Source organism: Flavobacterium sp. 140616W15 (assembly GCF_003668995.1).
Lineage (GTDB): Bacteria > Bacteroidota > Bacteroidia > Flavobacteriales > Flavobacteriaceae > Flavobacterium.
The window spans coordinates 4,127,647-4,144,997 of sequence record NZ_CP033068.1; the positions used below are offsets into that span (position 1 = coordinate 4,127,647).

Here is a 17,351-nt window from a genome sequence, read left to right on the forward strand (position 1 = left end):
ATTTCAAGATTTACAATTAGATTTAAAAATATAAAAATGACGATTAATATTATCAACAAATCACAACACGCTTTACCTAACTACGAAACAATAGCTTCGGCAGGGATGGATTTACGTGCTAATTTATCTGAATCAATAACATTAAACCCATTAGAAAGAACAATAGTTAAAACAGGACTTTTTATTGAATTACCTATTGGTTATGAAGCACAAGTACGACCTAGAAGCGGATTGGCAGCAAAAAAAGGGGTAACGGTATTAAATTCTCCAGGAACTGTAGATGCTGATTATAGAGGTGAAATCGGAGTAATTTTAGTAAATTTATCCAATGAAGCTTTTGTGATTGAAAATGGAGAAAGAATTGCACAGTTAATTATTGCTAAGCATGAAAGAGCCGAATGGGTTGAAGTTAACGAACTTTCTGAAACCTCAAGAGGAGAAGGTGGTTTTGGTAGTACCGGAGTGAAGTAGTTATCAGTTGCAGTTTTTAGAGTTCAAAATTCAAAATTCCAAGTTGAAAATTCAAAATTTTTTAATTTCAACTTTAAAATTTACAAGTTGTGAAAAAATTTGATTTACATGAAAGGTTAATTGATTTTGCAGTTCAAATTATAAAAATAACAGATAATCTAAAAGCAACAAAGGCAGGAAATCATCTGTCAGGTCAAATTGTACGTTCAGGAACTTCACCATCATTAAATTATAGTGAAGCTCAGAGTGCTGAATCTAGAAATGATTTTATTCATAAGATGTCTATTGTGTTAAAAGAACTTCGGGAGACACATTCTTGTTTAAAAATCATTTTAAGAGCGGAGTTATATTCAAAAGAAGAATTAGATTTAAACGTTGCAATAAAAGAAAATGATGAGCTAATTTCAATATTTGTAAAAAGTTTGGAAACATCAAGAAATAAAAATAAGTAAAATAATAATTTTGAATATTCAACTAGGAATATTCAATTTTGAAATTATAGAATATGAAAATAATCGTTCCAATGGCGGGTCGCGGGTCTAGATTAAGACCACATACTTTAACTATTCCTAAACCATTAATTCCAGTTGCAGGGAAATCAATCGTGCATCGTTTGGTGGAGGATATTGCAAAAATACTTAAAGAACCTATTGAAGAGGTGGCATTTATATTAGGAGATGAAGCTTTTTTTGGTGAAGATGTTGTATTAAGCTTGCAAGAGTTAGCACAAAGTTTGGGCGCTAAAGCATCTATATATCGTCAGGATTTGCCATTGGGTACCGGACATGCAATTATGTGTGCCAAAGAATCTTTATCAGGACCAGCAGTAATTGCTTATGCAGATACTTTAATTAGAGCTGATTTTGAGTTAGATCCGGATGCTGATGCAGTAATTTGGGTAAAACAAGTGGAGCAGCCAGAAGCATTTGGAGTAGTTAAGTTAAATGCTAATAATGAAATTACAGAATTGGTCGAAAAACCAAAAGAGTTTGTAAGTGATTTGGCGGTTATTGGAATATACTATTTTAAGGAAATAGAGATTCTTAAAAATGAGCTACAAACAGTTTTAGACAATAACATTCAGAATGGTGGAGAATATCAAATTAATGATGGTATTAAAGCTATGATGGCCAACGGGAAAGTTTTTAAAACCGGTAGCGTAGATGAATGGATGGATTGTGGTAATAAAGATGTTACTGTTGAAACCAACTCTAGAATGTTAGGATTTTTGCACAATGACGGTGAACATTTAGTTGATTATGATGTGAAATTGGAAAATGCTACAATTATTCCACCATGTTATATTGGTGAAAATGTAGTCTTGAAAAATGCAACCGTAGGCCCAAATGTATCTTTAGGAAAAGGATGTCATGTTACTGATAGCACGATTAAAAATAGTTTGGTGCAAACCTATACTCAAATAAAAAATGCTGATTTAGATAACGCGATGATAGGAAACCACGTTAGTTATGACGGTAAGTTTACAAGTATTAGCATTGGTGATTATTCGGTTTTAGAATAAGCAAGAAGTTTAAGAGGATTCGTTTTTACTTAAAACAGCAATAATAAAAATGAAAAAAAGAGTTTTAATAATTGTATTCATGGCATTGGTTGGAAATCAGGCTTCGATAATGGCTCAAACAGAACCAGAAGATATTGCTATGGCTACCAATGAATTTCAGGACTCTTTTTATGAATCGTTATTACAAAAAGGCATCGAAAATTATGATAAAGCAATTATTGCTTTACAAAAATGTGAGAAGCTTCAACCTAATGATGCAACAGTTTATTTTGAATTAGGAAAAAACTATCTGTCTTTAAAAGATTATAGAAATGCTCAAAGTTCGTTTGAAAAAGCAACGCAGTTAAATCCAAATAATAAATGGTTTTGGTTGGGTATTTACGATGTTTGTTATCAAACCAAGAATTATCCTTTGGCAATAGAAACCATTCAGAAAATTATTCCGTTTGATGAGGAGTATAAAGATGATTTGATTTCATTGTATATGATTACAAATCAATTTGACAAAGCACTTTCGTTAATTAATGAAATGAACGATAAGTTTGGAAAATCGAATGAAAGAGAATTATATAAGGCACAGATTTTGTCACAAGGAAAATATCAAAATGTTGAAATAGAAAATCTTGTTGATCAGATTAATAAAAATCCAAAAGAAGAGTCTAATTATATTGCTTTGATTACATTGTATGCAAAGAATAATGATGCTGACAAAGTGCTACAGATTACGCAACAATTAGAAAAAGCGGTTCCAACATCAGAGTGGGCGCAAGTAAGTTCTTTTAAAAGCTATTTAGATCAAAATCAACCGGAAAAAGCAATTCAGGCAATGAATGTCGTTTTAGCAAATTCTAAAATAGATTCTAAAATAAAACACCGAATCTTAAATGAGTTTTTGATTTTCGTAGGCAAGAATCCGCAATTTGCACCAGATTTGGATAAGGCAATTGTTTATTTTAAGGATGATGCAAATGTAGATGTCGCAAAGGAAATAGGAAAGTTTTATCACAGTAAAAATCAATTTGATCAGGCAGTTAAATATTACGAGTTGTCAGTAAATTCAGCTTCGCAAGTAGATATCGAAACTAATTTACTTTTGCTTCAGGCTTATACCGAAACGAAACAATACGAACCAATGGCTAAACGTTCGGTGGTAATGATAGAGACATTCCCAACGCAGCCACAATTTTATTTTTATTCAGGTCTGGCTAATAATCAATTGCAACAATTTAAAAAGGCAAAAGACGTTTTAGAAATGGGACTTGATTATGTTGTAGATGATCTAACTTTAGAAGCAAATTTTAACATTCAGTTAGGAGAAGCTTATAATGGTTTAGGGGATATGAAGAAAAAAGAAGCGTATTTTGCGAAGGCAAATCAATTATTAAGACAAAAAAAGTAAATTCTGATGAAGAAATATTTAATGATCTTGTTACTCGTTTTTATCGTTTCGTGTAAATCGAAATCAGGTGCAGTGCAAGGGAATAACAATAAAGAAGAGGTAAATCTTATTTCTGCGAATAAAATTATCGACGGACATTACAATAATAAATTACAGTTTTCGACTTTATATATTAAAGCCAGTGCCAAATATTCAGATGATAAACAAAGTCAGAATGTTACAGCCGAGATAAAAATTAAGAAAGACGAACAGATTTTGGTAAGTATTCGTTTTCTGGGTATTACAATGGCTAAAGCTTTAATTACGCCAAATTCAGTGAGCTATTATGAAAAAATAGGAAGCTCTTATTATGAAGGAGACTTTAGTAGTTTAAGTAAATGGTTAGGAACAGATTTAGATTTTAATAAAGTTCAAAACCTTTTATTAGGTGCTGCAATCGATGACTTGAAGAAAGGTAAATATATTGAAACGTTGATTGATAGAGTATATCGATTAGATGAAGCGAAGGAGACAGATATCAAAAAATCATTTTTCTTTGAAGCCGATACGTTTTTGTTAGAGAAAGAACAAATTTCGCAAACGTCAAAGAATATCATGATGCAAATTGCATATGGAGATAATAAAACTTTTGATCAAGGGACGCTTCCTAGATCTATTGCTATAGAAGCAATCCAGCCAAAAGGGAAGACAGAAATCAATTTAAATTACAATACGATTACTTTTAATGAGGAACTTTCTTTTCCTTATAGTGTTCCAAATGGATATAAAAAAATTATAATTAAGTAAGTTTGCAAAAATATATTTTAAAGATGCCAAAATTTCTCCTAAGCCTAATTTTTATTTGCACCACTTCATTGATGTGGGCACAAGATTCGCAACAAGAAAAACTGGAACAACGTAAAGCTCAGATTCAACAAGAAATTAGAGACAACGAGAAAATGTTACAATCAGTAAAGAAGAAAGAAAAATCTGCAGTGAATGTTTTTATCGTTCAGTCTAATAAAATTAAACTTAAAGAAAAGCTAATCAATACTACCGAAAAGCAAACCAAGCTTTTGAGTAATGATATGTATATTAATCAAACAAAAATTAATAAACTTAAGAAAGAGTTAGAGGTATTAAAAGAAGATTATGCCAAGATGATTCTTAAGTCATATAAAAGCCGTTCAGAGCAAAGTAGAGCAATGTTTTTATTGTCTTCAGAAAACTTTCTGCAAGCTTATAAGCGTGCACAGTATATGAAACAATATACAAATTTCAGAAAAAATCAAGGAGAAGAAATTAAATCAAAATCACTTCAATTAGCAGATTATAATGCAAAACTTGATGGGCAAAGACAGGTCAAGAAAAAGATTATTGCTGAAAACGAAAAAGAAAAAATAACTTTAGAGCAAGAAAAGAAAGAACAGCAAAAGCTGGTGAATTCGCTTAAAAAAGATAAGAACAAAATTATTGCTGACACGAAAAGTAAACAGCAAGAATCGAAAAGAATCGACAGACAAATTGATCGTTTAATTCGTGAAGCTATTGCTGCGGCTAACCGTAAAGCTGCCGCCGAAAAAGAAAAAGCAACAGGAACAAAATCGGTTGCTGTAGTATCAGACACAAAAATCGCATTAACAGCTGAAGCAAAAATACTTGCGGCTGATTTTAAAGCCAATCGAGGGAAATTACCTTGGCCTGTAGAAAAAGGATTTGTATCATTGGGTTATGGAGATCAACCACATCCTATTTATAATACATTGGTAATTCATAATAGTGGTGTCGAAATCACAACTGAGTCGGGTTCTAATGCAAGAGCTGTTTTTGAAGGAGTTGTATCTAGTGTAATGGTATTATCGCCAATAAACAAAGCAGTAATGATTCAGCATGGAGATTATTTTACAGTATACCAAAACTTAAGTTCGGTATCTGTGAGTAAAGGAGATAAAGTAAGCATTAAACAAAATATTGGTAAAATTAGAACTAGTGGGGAAACAGGAAAAACTACTATTAAGTTCCTAATACTTCAAAACACAACGTATAACAATCCGCAGAGCTGGTTGTATAATATGTAATAGAAAACGGGACTTATGTCCCGTTTTTTGTAAAATTGTGTCAGTAACTACTTTTTGCCACGACATGAGCAAAGATACCTGACGAAGTAATTATACGAATTGATACAAATCGTAAAGACTAATTTAGTGTGTGAAGTTAATTCCGCAAACTAATTCGTGTCAATTTGTGAAATTCGTGTTTCCTTTTTGTATTATGCTTGTATTTGATTTAATCGTATTGTTCTAAAAAATATCTCACAACATCGGTTGTTGTAACGATACCTTTGAGTTCACCATTGTCAACTACAGGTAAGGCGTGAAATTCTTCTTTTACAAAAATTTCAGCTAAGTCTCTTATAATTGTATCCGATGATACTGTCATGGGTTTTGCTGTCATTACTTGAGAAATCGAAAGCATATCCAGGATGGCTTCATCAGCTCCTTCCTGCCCTTCAAATAAAGCACCAAAAGTTAATCGGTTTACATCCGTTCGGCTTATAATACCAATGACCTCCTTACCTCGAACGATAGGAATGTGTCTAATAGTGTTTTTTCTAAGTTTTTCGACTACTTCTCTTAATCCGTCATTTTCATTTGCAGTTACTACTGTTTTAGTCATTATATGACTGATTGGTTCTCTCTTTTTCATAATAAATTGTGTTGTTATTTCTTTATTAAAGATGTAGAATATTTCTGATAAAAAACATGATTTTTGTCACCTTTATAAAAAGAAGAAATGAGGGAATAATTATCTCAATTTTGGATTTTTATTAAAAAAGAGTACCGAAATTTGTGCTAAAGGAAATAAGAATATAAAAATGACCGTATTGTTCATTTGAAAATGTATCGATTGAAATTTAAAATAGTATTTTTGCATTATGGAAACAAATAGACAGAAAAAAATAGGCGGTGTCATCCAAAAGGATTTGGTTGATATTTTGCAAGGTGAAGTGAGAAAAAATGGAATTAATAATTTGATAATTTCAGTATCCAAAGTTAGCGTAACTACAGATTTATCTGTGGCAACAGTATATTTAAGTATTTTTCCTCAGGAGAAAGCCAAAGAAACATTGGAAGCAATTAAGTCAAATTCGACTTTGATTAAACATGATCTATCACAACGAGTACGTTTGCAATTACGTAAAGTACCCAATTTAGTGTTTTTTATAGATGACTCATTAGACTATATTGAGAAAATAGATAATGCTTTAGCCAATAGAGATAACCCAATAGAAAATCGTGATCTTTTAGAAAAAAGAAGAAAATCATAGCTTGAACTTTCCCCTTTACATAGCCAAAAGGTATATTTTTAGCAAGAGTAAAAACAATGCTATCAATATCATAAATCGTATTGCCAGCCTTGGAATAATTGTTGGTACAATGGCTTTGTTTGTGGTTTTATCCGTTTTTAGCGGATTAAAAGTATTCAGTCTTTCTTTCACAAATGAAATAGATCCTGATTTAAAAATTGAAAGCACTTATGGAAAATCATTTATGGTTACTCCAGATCAGGATAGTCAAATTAAAAAAATCGATGGGATTGCTTCGTATACTAAAATAATCGAAGAACGGGTTTTGTTTATTTTTAATGGAAAACAACAGGTAACTTATTTAAAAGGAGTTGATCGTAATTATCCTGTTGTAAATGATATTAGAAAAAAACTCTTTAATGGACAATGGTTAAAACCGGATACGTATCAGGTTGTTGTTGGTTATGGGATTTCGAAGAACTTTTCAATGGGAATATTAGATTTCGAGAATCCATTGCAGGTATTTGCACCAAAACCAGGAAAAGGAACTATAGAAAACCCAGAAGAAGCATTTAGTAAAACGGATGTATTGCCAGTAGGCATATATTCGATAAGCGAAGATTTGGATTCTAAATATGTTTTTGCTGATATAGGTTTGGTTCAGGAGCTATTGGAGTATAACCCCAATCAGATTTCAGGAATCGAATTTAAGTTAAAACCAAATGCAGACGAATCAAAAATTGATTCACAATTACAAATAATTTTCAATAATAAAGTTACCACAAAAAACAGAGCACAACTTAATGCGTCTTTGTATAAAATGCTTAATACCGAAAACATTGCAGTTTATTTAATATTTACACTGGTAATTATTGTAGCCCTTTTTAATTTGATTGGAGCATTAATTATGATGATTTTGGATAAAAAAAGCAACTTGAAAACGCTATTTAATCTTGGAACAGAAATTAAAGATTTACGAAAAATATTCTTGTTACAAGGAACTTTACTTAGTGTCTTTGGAGGTTTAATAGGTCTTGTGCTGGGTGTTATTTTAGTTTTGTTACAACAGCAGTATGAGCTTATAATGATTACTTCAACACTAGCTTTTCCAGTTGTTTTTACCCTTGAAAACGTATTTATTGTTTTAGGAACTATTTTTTCACTTGGATTTATAGCTTCATTAATAGCAAGTACACGCGTTAGTGCAAAATTACTGGATTAGATTTTATTCTAAATTAAATAATAATTCTTCTTATATTTATCATCTCAAAAAAACACTACGCTATGATAGTTTCTGCCTAGTCCTATTTTTATTTTCGAATAATTAGGATGTCTTCAATTTTTTTAAGTCCAGCCAGCATATGGTTTTGGACAATTTTATCATTTATCCTTAATTATCATGACAGAAACAACAATACAGAAAAGTGTATTCTCACGAATTTTTTCAACAATAAAACAAGCAATCAAAGGAGATGAATCTTTTGATTATACATCCGGCAGTATAAAAAAAGCAGTTATCCTTCTAGCTATTCCAATGGTATTGGAAATGCTTATGGAATCGGTTTTTGCATTAGTCGATTTATATTTTGTTGGCCACTTGGAGCATAGCAGTTTTGCTATTCAGGCAGTTGGACTAACAGAGTCGGTTATTACTATTGTTTACTCTATAGCAATCGGTATAAGTATGGCCGCAACAGCAGTTGTTGCTCGCCGTATAGGGGAGAAAGACCCAGTTGCCGCTGCAAAAGCAGGAATGCAAGCCATTATTATTGCTTTTGCAATCAATAGTGTAATTAGTGTTTTTGGTTTTATTTATGCCAAAGAGATCTTGTTACTTATGGGGGCTTCTGTAGAAGCTGCCGAATACGGTTATAGATTTACTCAAATTATGATAGGCGGAAGTTTATGTGTGATGCTTTTGTTTCTTATCAACGGTATTTTCCGTGGGGCAGGAAATGCTGCTATAGCTATGAAAAGCCTTTGGATTGCTAATATTTGTAATATCATTTTGTGTCCTATTTTGATTAATGGATTTGGCCCAATCCCAGCTTTTGGGTTGGTAGGTGCAGCAATAGCAACAACTTCAGGAAGAAGTATTGGTGTGTTGTATCAATTGTACCACTTATTTAACGGAAAAGGCGTTTTAAAGATTATTTCATCTTATTTTATTCCTGACTTTAAGCAAATTAAAGCTTTGGTTAAAATTGCTGCACCAGGAGTACTGCAATTTGTTATTGCATCATGTAGTTGGATTTTTCTTGCACAATTAGTTGCTACAACAGGAGGAGACCACGGTTCTGCAGGGTATCAAACTGCATTGCGTATCATGATGTTTTTCATTCTCCCAGCATGGGGATTAAGTAATGCCGCAGCAACTTTGGTTGGTCAAAATTTAGGTGCCAAACAAATTGAACGTGCCGAAAAATCTGTTTTAACGACTGCAAAATACAATGTTATTTTTATGGCAACAATAATGCTTATAACGTTCTTTTTTGCAAAATATATAGTTTCATTTTTCACCTATGATATTCTAATACAAAATATAGCTGTTGAAGCTTTACAGATTATGAGTTCTGGATATATTTTCTACGGAATCGGAATGGTATTAATAAATACTTTTAATGGGGCTGGAGATACCTGGACGCCTACATTGGTTAATTTTGTTGGATTCTGGTTGTTACAGATTCCATTAGCATATGTATTAGCGAAGCATTTTAAAATGGGACCAACAGGTGTATTTATTGCTATTCCAGTTGCAGAAACGGCTATCACTTTGGCAAGCATAGTATTGTACAAAAAAGGAAAATGGAAACGTATTCAGGTGTAAAATATAATTTGTACAATATTTCTTAAATATTCTCGTTGGAATAGACTAATCAAATCAAAACTAAATTAGTATGAAAACCAACATCAAAATTTCTGGAATTCTTAGTGCAATAGTATTATTTTGTCTTTTTGCATTTAAGCCATTTGAAGAGAAAAAAGTAATTGTAATTGACGCTGGTCACGGTGGTCATGATTTTGGAGTAAACATGCACGGTTTTCAGGAAAAAAACATTTCTGAAGCGATTGCTAAGAAAATCAAAGAATTTAATAAAGATAGTAATCTAGAAATTGTATTGCTTCGTGATGGAGATCATTTTATGGAATTGAGCGAAAGAGTTTCAATAATAAATAATCATAATCCTGATTTGGTAATTTCATTACATGTTAATGCTTCAAAAAATGCCGATACAAATGGAGTTGAAGCCTATATTGCATCAAAGAAAGATTTTTATAAAAAATCGAAAGAAACTGCTGAGAAGATAGTTAATGAGATTTCAGGAGAAAACCTTTTAAAAAGAAGCATAGGAGAAGCACCTTTTTATATTTTGAAAAATACCAATTGCCCAGCATTAGTATTAGAAATGGGATTTTTATCGAATAACAATGATAGAGAGTACCTTATTAGTGAGAATGGACAAAATGAAATTGCAACTAAAATTTTAGAGTCAGTAAAATAAACAATAATCATACAGCATAAAAAAGACCGTCTATTAGACTGCCCCCAAAAAGTTAGACACTATTTGGGGGCATTTTTATGGAAAGAAAAGTCAAGTATGATTACGCATTCAAACTTGAATGTGTAAGGTTAGTTATCGAGAAAGGATACTCCAGTGAAGCGGTATCTAATGAAAAGAGTATTAGTGAGTCAAATATTCGTAGATGGGTTAGCTTTTACAGAGCATATGGAACAATCGGATTGTTACCACGGAAGAATCGTGTCTATTCCATTGATTTTAAACAAAAAGTATTACTATCAATAGATAAGGATTTATTATCACTAAGGGAAGCTCGTTTAAAATTTAACATTCCCTCAGACTCAATTATTATCAGATGGAAAAGAGATTTTGCTAACTTTGGTTTAGAGGGATTATCATCTAAACCTAAAGGAAGACCCAGATCTATGAATTTTAAGAGAAAACAGAGAAAAACAGACAAACCCTTAACTAGGGAAGAAGAACTTTTAAAGGAACTGGAGTATTTACGAGCTGAGAACGAAATTTTAAAAAAGTTCAACGCCTTAGTTCAAGCCGAACAAGCCAATCAAAACAAAAGGCTCAAACCATAATGGAACTAAGGCATAAATATGATTTAGACCTCTTGCTAAATTGTACGAACATGGTTAGAAGTACTTATTATTACTATGAAAAAAGAAGTCAAGTAATTGATAAATACAAAGATGTTAAAGATTTGATTAAACAGATTTACAATCATCATAAGGGTAGATTAGGTTACAGGCGTATTACTTTATTAATCAAGCAAAAAGGAATTTTAATTAATCACAAGACAGTGTTGCGATTGATGAAAATTTTAGGATTAAAAAGTTTAATCAGAATCAAGAAGTACAGATCATATAAAGGAGAACAAGGAAAGATAGCTCCTAATATATTGCAGCGCAATTTTAAGGCTGATAAACCCAATCAAAAATGGGCTACCGATGTAACTGAGTTTAATATCTCAGGTAATAAATTGTACTTATCACCTATAATTGATCTTTTCAATGGGGAAATAATAAGTTATGATTTATCTGAAAGACCAAATTTTAATCAAATCACCAATATGCTTAAAAAGTCTTTTCGAAGAATATCAAATGATACTAATTTAATATTACACTCCGATCAAGGCTGGCAGTATCAAATGAAGCGATATCATCAGCTTTTGAAGGAGAAAGGATTAGTGCAGAGTATGTCAAGAAAAGGAAACTGCTTAGACAATGCAGTTATAGAAAATTTCTTTGGCATATTAAAATCAGAACTATTTTATATTATGAAATTTAAAGACATAAATCATCTAAAAAAGGAAATTATAGAATATATAAAATATTACAATAATGAAAGAATCAAACTGAATTTAAAAGGAATGAGCCCGATACAATATCGAGCTCATCATTATCAAAATTAATTATAAATTTGTCTAAACTTTTGGGTGCAGTCTATATTGACGGTCTTTTTTTATAATATATTGAAAAGAAAAACATCTTTGTCAAAGATTAATCTATAGTTTAAACAAATTCATATCCAGAATATACATCCTGGATTTCGTTCATTACATTAAACAGTTCTTGAGGATCATCAATTGTAACTAGTTTTTGTTTGTATTCTTTAAAAGAGTGTATTCCTTTAAAGTAATTGGTATAATGACGACGCATTTCTACAATTCCTAAGCGTTCTCCTTTCCATTCCATCGACCACGTAAGATGGTTTCTTGCGGCTTCTACGCGATCACCAACAGTTGGTGCGGGTAAATGCTCACCCGTTTCGAAAAAGTGCTTTATTTCGTTAAAAATCCAAGGATATCCAATTGCAGCACGACCAATCATAATACCGTCGATACCGTATTCATTTTTAAATTTCAATGCTTTTTCTGGACTATCGATATCGCCATTTCCGAAGATAGGCATCGTAATTCTTGGGTTGTTTTTTACACGGGCAATATGTGACCAGTCTGAATGGCCTTTGTACATTTGAGCACGGGTTCTTGCATGAATCGTTAACGCTTGTACGCCAATATCCTGTAGACGTTCTGCTACTTCATCGATGTTTATTGAGTTATCATCCCAACCTAAGCGGGTTTTTACAGTAACAGGTAAATTAGTACTATCAATGACTGCTTTGGTTAAACGTACCATTAAATCAACGTCTTTTAGAACTCCTGCACCTGCACCTTTACAAACTACTTTTTTTACAGGACAACCAAAGTTGATATCGATTAAATCAGGATTTACGGTAGTAACAATTTTTGATGACATTGCCATCGCTTCTTCGTCTCCACCAAAAATCTGAATTCCAACAGGACGTTCGTAATCAAAAATATCCAACTTCATTCTGCTTTTAATTGCGTCACGAATTAATCCTTCCGAAGAAATAAATTCCGAATACATTAAATCTGCTCCATGTGCTTTACACAATCTACGGAACGGTGGATCACTCACATCTTCCATAGGAGCGAGTAGTAAAGGAAATTCAGGTAATTCTATGTTGCCAATCTTGACCATCTTCAATATTTTTTGCAAAATTACAACATTTAGTTCAATTTGTACCAAATTGAGGTTCAAAGGTTCACAGATACAAAGGTTCACAGTTTTTTGACTTCCATATGTAAACCTTTGTCCCTCTGAACCTTTGCACCTTCTTTAAACCTTTCTTAAGAATCTCTGTTGTCAAAAAAACGAATTGGTTTACGACTCAATGGATTAAAAACCAATGAATTTAATATTTCTCTAGAAGTATATTCTATTTTTGGAGTTACTCTTAATTTGGCTCTAAAGTGATCTTTGATTGCATGTAATAATTCATCCGATTGATTTTTTACAGCAATCTTAATTAGGATTTCGTCAGTACCTAAATCATTGGTGGATATCTCAATGATGTGATTTTCGATAGCATCAAAATCACTTAAAACATCATTCATTGCAGGTGGATAAAGGGTTGTTCCTTTGTATTTTATCATTTGCTTTTTGCGCCCGATAACTGGACCTACACGCAACGTGTTTCTTCCACAAGCGCAAGGAGTGTCGTGTAATTGAACGATATCCCCAGTTTTAAAACGTAATAAAGGCATGGCTTCGATTCCTAAAGTGGTAAAGGTAAGTTCACCAACTTCGCCATTCTTTACTCGATTGTTGTTTTCATCTAGAACTTCTACAATAATTAATTCGGGATGATGATGTCCTCCATTTCCATGCTCACATTCGGTAAAAGCAGTGCTCATTTCGGTTGAAGCATAAGTCGAGAACAATTTGATGTTCCATTTGTCAGTGATTTTTTTAGATAAAATATTCATCGAAAAATCCTGATTTCTTAATGATTCACCAATACAGATTGCACCTTTTATGCTCGAATTATTATAATCGATATTATGATTTTCGGCATATTCGATTAGTTTTAACAAAAATGAAGGAACGGTTATTAAATAAGACGGATTGTATTTTAAGATGGAGTCCCATTGTAATTCGGGGATTCCTGCCCCAACACGAATTACACCCACTTTTAATTTTCGCAATCCCAAAAAGTAAGCTAATCCGGCCATGAATTTACGGTCAATTGTGGTCATGAGCTGTACAATATCGCCTTCTTTAATTCCTGCACAATCAAAAGAAATAGCCTCATTATAAGCCAATCTGTCTAAATCGGCATCGGTTAAACCAAACGTTACAGGATCACCTAAAGTCCCTGAAGTAGTTGCGAAATCGATGATTTTAGAAACTGGAACACACAGAAAATCATCATTATTGTTTTGAAGGTCTTCTTTAGTGGTAACTGGTAAAAGCTGAAGATCTTCTAGAGTTTTAATAGCAGAAATATCAATTTTTTTCTTTTCGAAAAGGTCTTTATAAAAAGGAGATTTCTGACTGATGTAAGTCAAAAGTTCAGTTAATTTTTTCTCTTGAAAAATTTTAATTTCTTCTAAAGAACCTTTTTCTATTTCTGGGATCATCTTAACTTGCTTTTGATTTTTTTAATATATTTTTCGACTTTCTGTTTCTCAGGAAGTGTTGTAATTTCTTTTGTTAGTGCTTTTTGAAAGTGCTTTTGTGCCAAAGCATATTCTTTTTTCTGATAAAAATACAATCCCACTTTATAATAAACTATCCAGTAATCAGGGTTTAAGGATTGATATTCCTGAATAAATTCAGTAGAAATTGTGGACTTATTTTTTAGATAAACATCTATTTCATGGTCCTCAATTCTGAATTTTTGATAATTTTTAAATTCGGTTGTTGACAAAAAAGGATCTTTAGAAATATTTAATTTACTTTCAGACAAAGATACAATTGTATCGGTTTGTTCACGATTTTTAAATATTTTATTCAAGTCATAACAAACGAATTCGCCCAGTTGATAAGGATTGGCAGATATCCAAACTAATTTTTCTTCGGGTTTAAAAATTATACCGTGATGAGCCATTAATTGATTTAGAGATTTTTCGTTACCATAGCCCAATTTTATATTCTCTAAACCTTCTTTATTTCTAAGTATTTCAGATGCTTTTTCAGGGTTTATTTTTGGAGTTTCTTCAAAAAGTTCAAGCATTCTATCATATCTATATTTTGAATGACTGTTGAGAATTTGTTTTTTATTTCGGTTGTCATCTTTTAAAGCTTCACTTTGGAAATGATTTGAACAAATAAGCTGATTGTTATTTGGGACCTCATACACTCCAAATTTGTTTGGAGATACTTCTATTAAAACGGCTTTATTGTCATTGGCGCTTCCCACCATTATTGATTCTGAAACAAAAACGGTTGTTTTTTTTGCAATAGCAATAGCTTGATCGATATTGGTTGCATATTGCAGAATTTGGCGAGTGAGAATAGAAATTGGAGTTTTTGCAATCAGCGGAATTTTAGATTTTCCAGCGTTTATGGTTACTGTTAATCCTTCCTGATTCATTCCTGAAACAGCTCCAATCATTCCTGGCCAGGTTACCATCATAAATGGATGGCCCGTTTTTGGTTTTATAAAAGCTACTATTTTGTCTTTCGCGAAAGCATCATTTACATAAAAATCAAAATTGCGCCCAAGGATTAAATTGCCATCTTCTGATTTTTCTCCCCATGCTGCAAATGAAGAACAGCCTACCAATGCCAAATCTTGTAGTGCATGTCCGATATCATGTGCTGCATGTAAATACAAATTGCGTAAATATTGTGATGCGATTGCATCGTAATCATGAGATGTATATTGAGAAACACCATAAATTTCGGTTTGATATTCTTCGGGAACATTGAGATATAACTTCCTGTTGTACCATTTTAAAAAGTTTCGAAGTATATTTTGTTTAAACTTTGATGGGACTATATCTTTAATTTTAGAGAAAAATATACGTTCCTGTTTTTTTAAGAGAGAGTCGGTTAATGCTCCTGAATTAAGGCCAATTTGATAAGCATCTCCTTCTACATAGAGCTCCCAAAGACCTTGTTTGTTTTTTAAGAAGAAATTGTTTCCTGATGAAAATACTGAATCGGATTGTTTTTTTACAATAGGTAAAATAGTATCATAATCTGAAATTTTGGGCTGATGATGCATTGATTTTGAAGTACCACATGATAGGCACACCAACAAAAAACCGATTAGTAAGACAACCAGAATTCGTTTTTTCATAATCAAATTTATTCAGAGGCCTGATTGATTTTAGTTACTAGATATTCTTTTCCAACTATTTCTGAGCATGTAATAACAGCGCCTATAGTAACTCCTAACACACCATGCATATTAATACTTTGTCCCGTTAAATATAGGTTATTAAGTTTAGTTTTGGAAGGAATAAATGACTTCATCGGATTATTGGAGTCTTTTATATAACCATACATATTGCCATTATGACCACCAATATAATCACGATAAGAGAGTGGACTCGATGTATGCATTGATTGAATACAATCTTTTATTCCAGGGAATTTTATCTCTATCTCGTTTAAAAATTTAGTCGCTTTACGAGTTTTAAATTCATCATAACTTTCACCACGATTATTTTTTTCTGCAGTGGTATTAAATGTATTCGCCCATGGTAATAAATCATCGAATTTCATGTAGGTAATAAAAGTCATTCCATCAGCCCATTCTTCTTTTTCCTTGGATGCATTCATTGAGGCCATATATGTTTTTGGCCATGTATTTTCATCATATTCATGTGCAGTCCAAACTTCATTACTGTTTTTAAAATGGTAGTAGTTATGATTGATGTATTTGAATGTTTTGGGTTTAAAAACCAAGTAGAGGCTAAACGCTGATAGTACTCCTTCGAGACTTTGAATGCGATTGTAAAATGATTTTCTAAAATTTTCCTCACCAACCATTTTTAAAGTGGTTTTGGGTTCAATGTTAGAAATGAAATAAGTTGCTGAAACTTCGCTTCCATCTTTCATTTTAACTGAGGTTACATCATTATTTTTGGTGTTAAAATGAATTACTTCTTTGTATTTATGAACTTCTCCACCGTGTTTTTTTAATTGTTTGATGAGTTGTTTTGTAATTTGGCTTCCTCCATTTATACATCGCCAAGAGCTTTCTATATAGGAGTTTACAACTAAGGCATGTACATAAAAAGGAGATTTGTCTTCTATACCAGCATATAAAAAATTAGAACCTGCAAGTACAGCTCTTAATTGTTTATTCTCAGTTATGGAATCAATAGTTTGTTTGGCATTTAAAGTTAAGATATCGGTATCATATTTTCCTTCCCAGCACAAATTGTATAAGGGAAACAAATCGCAGGTTTCTTTTACTTTTTTGCAATAATTTTCTATTGCTTCTTTTTCTTCTGGAAAATGTTTTAATAATTGATTAACGAAGTTTTTATATCCCTGTGCATGTGGATATTCTTTGTTTTCATTTTCAAAAGATATGATATCAAAACCATCTTCATCCATTTTTTTTAATTTCAAATGATCTATAATTCCTAGATATTTGAAATATTTATGCAAGTTTTGTCCTTCACTCAATCCTCCTATATAATGGATTCCTGTGTCAAAAATAGTTTTATCTCTTACAAAAGTCTGAAGGTTTCCGCCAAACTGATTATTTTTTTCAAGTACACAAACGCTATATCCTTCTTTAGCAAGAATGATAGCCGAAACGAGACCACCTAAACCGCTCCCAACGATGACAACATCATAACGTTCTTTCATG

General features: G+C 32.1%; 16 protein-coding genes and 1 pseudogene. 12 read left to right on the forward strand and 5 right to left on the reverse strand.

The features are described from left to right. Positions 1 to 36 precede the first annotated feature (36 nt). From dut to EAG11_RS18045, 6 genes are all read left to right on the forward strand, one after another. Entirely contained in the window at positions 37 to 471 is a 435-nt protein-coding gene (gene dut / locus EAG11_RS18020) for a dUTP diphosphatase (protein WP_129540394.1), read from the forward strand. Positions 472 to 560: 89 nt separating this feature from the next. Continuing rightward, a complete protein-coding gene (locus EAG11_RS18025) occupies positions 561 to 923 on the forward strand; it encodes a four helix bundle protein (RefSeq protein ID WP_129540395.1) in 363 nt (120 codons plus the stop codon). 53 nt (positions 924 to 976) lie between these two features. Beyond that, on the forward strand, positions 977 to 1,993 hold the full coding sequence (locus EAG11_RS18030; RefSeq protein WP_129540396.1) for a sugar phosphate nucleotidyltransferase: 1,017 nt from the start codon (positions 977 to 979) through the stop codon (positions 1,991 to 1,993). Positions 1,994 to 2,042: 49 nt separating this feature from the next. Further along, entirely contained in the window at positions 2,043 to 3,392 is a 1,350-nt protein-coding gene (locus tag EAG11_RS18035) for a lipopolysaccharide assembly protein LapB (RefSeq protein ID WP_129540397.1), read from the forward strand. A 6-nt stretch (positions 3,393 to 3,398) separates the two neighbouring features. Beyond that, positions 3,399 to 4,178 (forward strand): DUF4292 domain-containing protein, encoded by a 780-nt coding sequence (locus tag EAG11_RS18040; RefSeq protein ID WP_129540398.1) that lies wholly within the window; start codon positions 3,399 to 3,401, stop codon positions 4,176 to 4,178. 23 nt (positions 4,179 to 4,201) lie between these two features. Continuing rightward, on the forward strand, positions 4,202 to 5,449 hold the full coding sequence (locus EAG11_RS18045) for a murein hydrolase activator EnvC (protein WP_129540399.1): 1,248 nt from the start codon (positions 4,202 to 4,204) through the stop codon (positions 5,447 to 5,449). Positions 5,450 to 5,657: 208 nt separating this feature from the next. Here EAG11_RS18045 and EAG11_RS18050 read toward each other — a convergent pair whose 3' ends face one another. Beyond that, entirely contained in the window at positions 5,658 to 6,077 is a 420-nt protein-coding gene (locus EAG11_RS18050; protein ID WP_129540400.1) for a CBS domain-containing protein, read from the reverse strand. 229 nt (positions 6,078 to 6,306) lie between these two features. Between EAG11_RS18050 and rbfA the strand changes: the two genes are divergently transcribed. The 6 genes and pseudogenes from rbfA to EAG11_RS18080 form a co-directional block, all read left to right on the forward strand. Next, positions 6,307 to 6,699, forward strand: a complete 393-nt coding sequence (rbfA, locus tag EAG11_RS18055) for a 30S ribosome-binding factor RbfA (protein WP_129540401.1) — start codon at positions 6,307 to 6,309, stop codon at positions 6,697 to 6,699. Position 6,700: 1 nt separating this feature from the next. Further along, positions 6,701 to 7,900 (forward strand): FtsX-like permease family protein, encoded by a 1,200-nt coding sequence (locus EAG11_RS18060; protein WP_129540402.1) that lies wholly within the window; start codon positions 6,701 to 6,703, stop codon positions 7,898 to 7,900. Positions 7,901 to 8,077: 177 nt separating this feature from the next. Continuing rightward, positions 8,078 to 9,505: an MATE family efflux transporter gene (locus EAG11_RS18065; protein WP_129540403.1), complete on the forward strand. Its 1,428-nt coding sequence runs from the start codon at positions 8,078 to 8,080 to the stop codon at positions 9,503 to 9,505. A 70-nt stretch (positions 9,506 to 9,575) separates the two neighbouring features. Further along, positions 9,576 to 10,181: an N-acetylmuramoyl-L-alanine amidase gene (locus tag EAG11_RS18070; RefSeq protein ID WP_129540404.1), complete on the forward strand. Its 606-nt coding sequence runs from the start codon at positions 9,576 to 9,578 to the stop codon at positions 10,179 to 10,181. Between the two features lie 77 nt (positions 10,182 to 10,258). Continuing rightward, a complete protein-coding gene (locus EAG11_RS18075; RefSeq protein ID WP_129538344.1) occupies positions 10,259 to 10,789 on the forward strand; it encodes a helix-turn-helix domain-containing protein in 531 nt (176 codons plus the stop codon). Next, a pseudogene (locus tag EAG11_RS18080) lies at positions 10,783 to 11,622 on the forward strand (IS3 family transposase); the annotation flags it as partial. The gene EAG11_RS18075 and the pseudogene EAG11_RS18080, both read left to right, overlap by 7 nt. 100 nt (positions 11,623 to 11,722) lie before the next feature. Here EAG11_RS18080 and dusB read toward each other — a convergent pair. From dusB to EAG11_RS18100, 4 genes are all read right to left on the reverse strand, one after another. Next, positions 11,723 to 12,715 carry a tRNA dihydrouridine synthase DusB gene (gene dusB / locus EAG11_RS18085; protein WP_129540405.1) on the reverse strand — a complete coding sequence of 331 codons (993 nt, stop codon included), beginning with the start codon at positions 12,713 to 12,715 and terminating at the stop codon, positions 11,723 to 11,725. A gap of 149 nt (positions 12,716 to 12,864) precedes the next feature. Next, positions 12,865 to 14,157: an AMP-binding protein gene (locus EAG11_RS18090; protein ID WP_129540406.1), complete on the reverse strand. Its 1,293-nt coding sequence runs from the start codon at positions 14,155 to 14,157 to the stop codon at positions 12,865 to 12,867. Then, positions 14,154 to 15,824 (reverse strand): C45 family peptidase, encoded by a 1,671-nt coding sequence (locus EAG11_RS18095; protein WP_129540407.1) that lies wholly within the window; start codon positions 15,822 to 15,824, stop codon positions 14,154 to 14,156. Before EAG11_RS18095 ends, EAG11_RS18090 begins: the two co-directional genes overlap by 4 nt. An 8-nt stretch (positions 15,825 to 15,832) precedes the next feature. Then, a complete protein-coding gene (locus EAG11_RS18100; RefSeq protein WP_129540408.1) occupies positions 15,833 to 17,350 on the reverse strand; it encodes an NAD(P)/FAD-dependent oxidoreductase in 1,518 nt (505 codons plus the stop codon). Between the last annotated feature and the right edge of the window lies 1 nt (position 17,351).

Bases quoted from the DNA above. Each gene is read 5' to 3' on its own strand.
- dut (WP_129540394.1), top strand. From the start codon at position 37: ATGACGATTAATATTATCAACAAATCACAACACGCTTTACCTAACTAC.
- EAG11_RS18030 (WP_129540396.1), top strand. From the start codon at position 977: ATGAAAATAATCGTTCCAATGGCGGGTCGCGGGTCTAGATTAAGACCA.
- EAG11_RS18035 (WP_129540397.1), top strand. From the start codon at position 2,043: ATGAAAAAAAGAGTTTTAATAATTGTATTCATGGCATTGGTTGGAAAT.
- EAG11_RS18040 (WP_129540398.1), top strand. From the start codon at position 3,399: ATGAAGAAATATTTAATGATCTTGTTACTCGTTTTTATCGTTTCGTGT.
- EAG11_RS18045 (WP_129540399.1), top strand. From the start codon at position 4,202: ATGCCAAAATTTCTCCTAAGCCTAATTTTTATTTGCACCACTTCATTG.
- EAG11_RS18050 (WP_129540400.1), bottom strand. From the start codon at position 6,077: ATGAAAAAGAGAGAACCAATCAGTCATATAATGACTAAAACAGTAGTA.
- rbfA (WP_129540401.1), top strand. From the start codon at position 6,307: ATGGAAACAAATAGACAGAAAAAAATAGGCGGTGTCATCCAAAAGGAT.
- EAG11_RS18065 (WP_129540403.1), top strand. From the start codon at position 8,078: ATGACAGAAACAACAATACAGAAAAGTGTATTCTCACGAATTTTTTCA.
- EAG11_RS18070 (WP_129540404.1), top strand. From the start codon at position 9,576: ATGAAAACCAACATCAAAATTTCTGGAATTCTTAGTGCAATAGTATTA.
- EAG11_RS18075 (WP_129538344.1), top strand. From the start codon at position 10,259: ATGGAAAGAAAAGTCAAGTATGATTACGCATTCAAACTTGAATGTGTA.
- dusB (WP_129540405.1), bottom strand. From the start codon at position 12,715: ATGGTCAAGATTGGCAACATAGAATTACCTGAATTTCCTTTACTACTC.
- EAG11_RS18090 (WP_129540406.1), bottom strand. From the start codon at position 14,157: ATGATCCCAGAAATAGAAAAAGGTTCTTTAGAAGAAATTAAAATTTTT.
- EAG11_RS18095 (WP_129540407.1), bottom strand. From the start codon at position 15,824: ATGAAAAAACGAATTCTGGTTGTCTTACTAATCGGTTTTTTGTTGGTG.
- EAG11_RS18100 (WP_129540408.1), bottom strand. From the start codon at position 17,350: ATGAAAGAACGTTATGATGTTGTCATCGTTGGGAGCGGTTTAGGTGGT.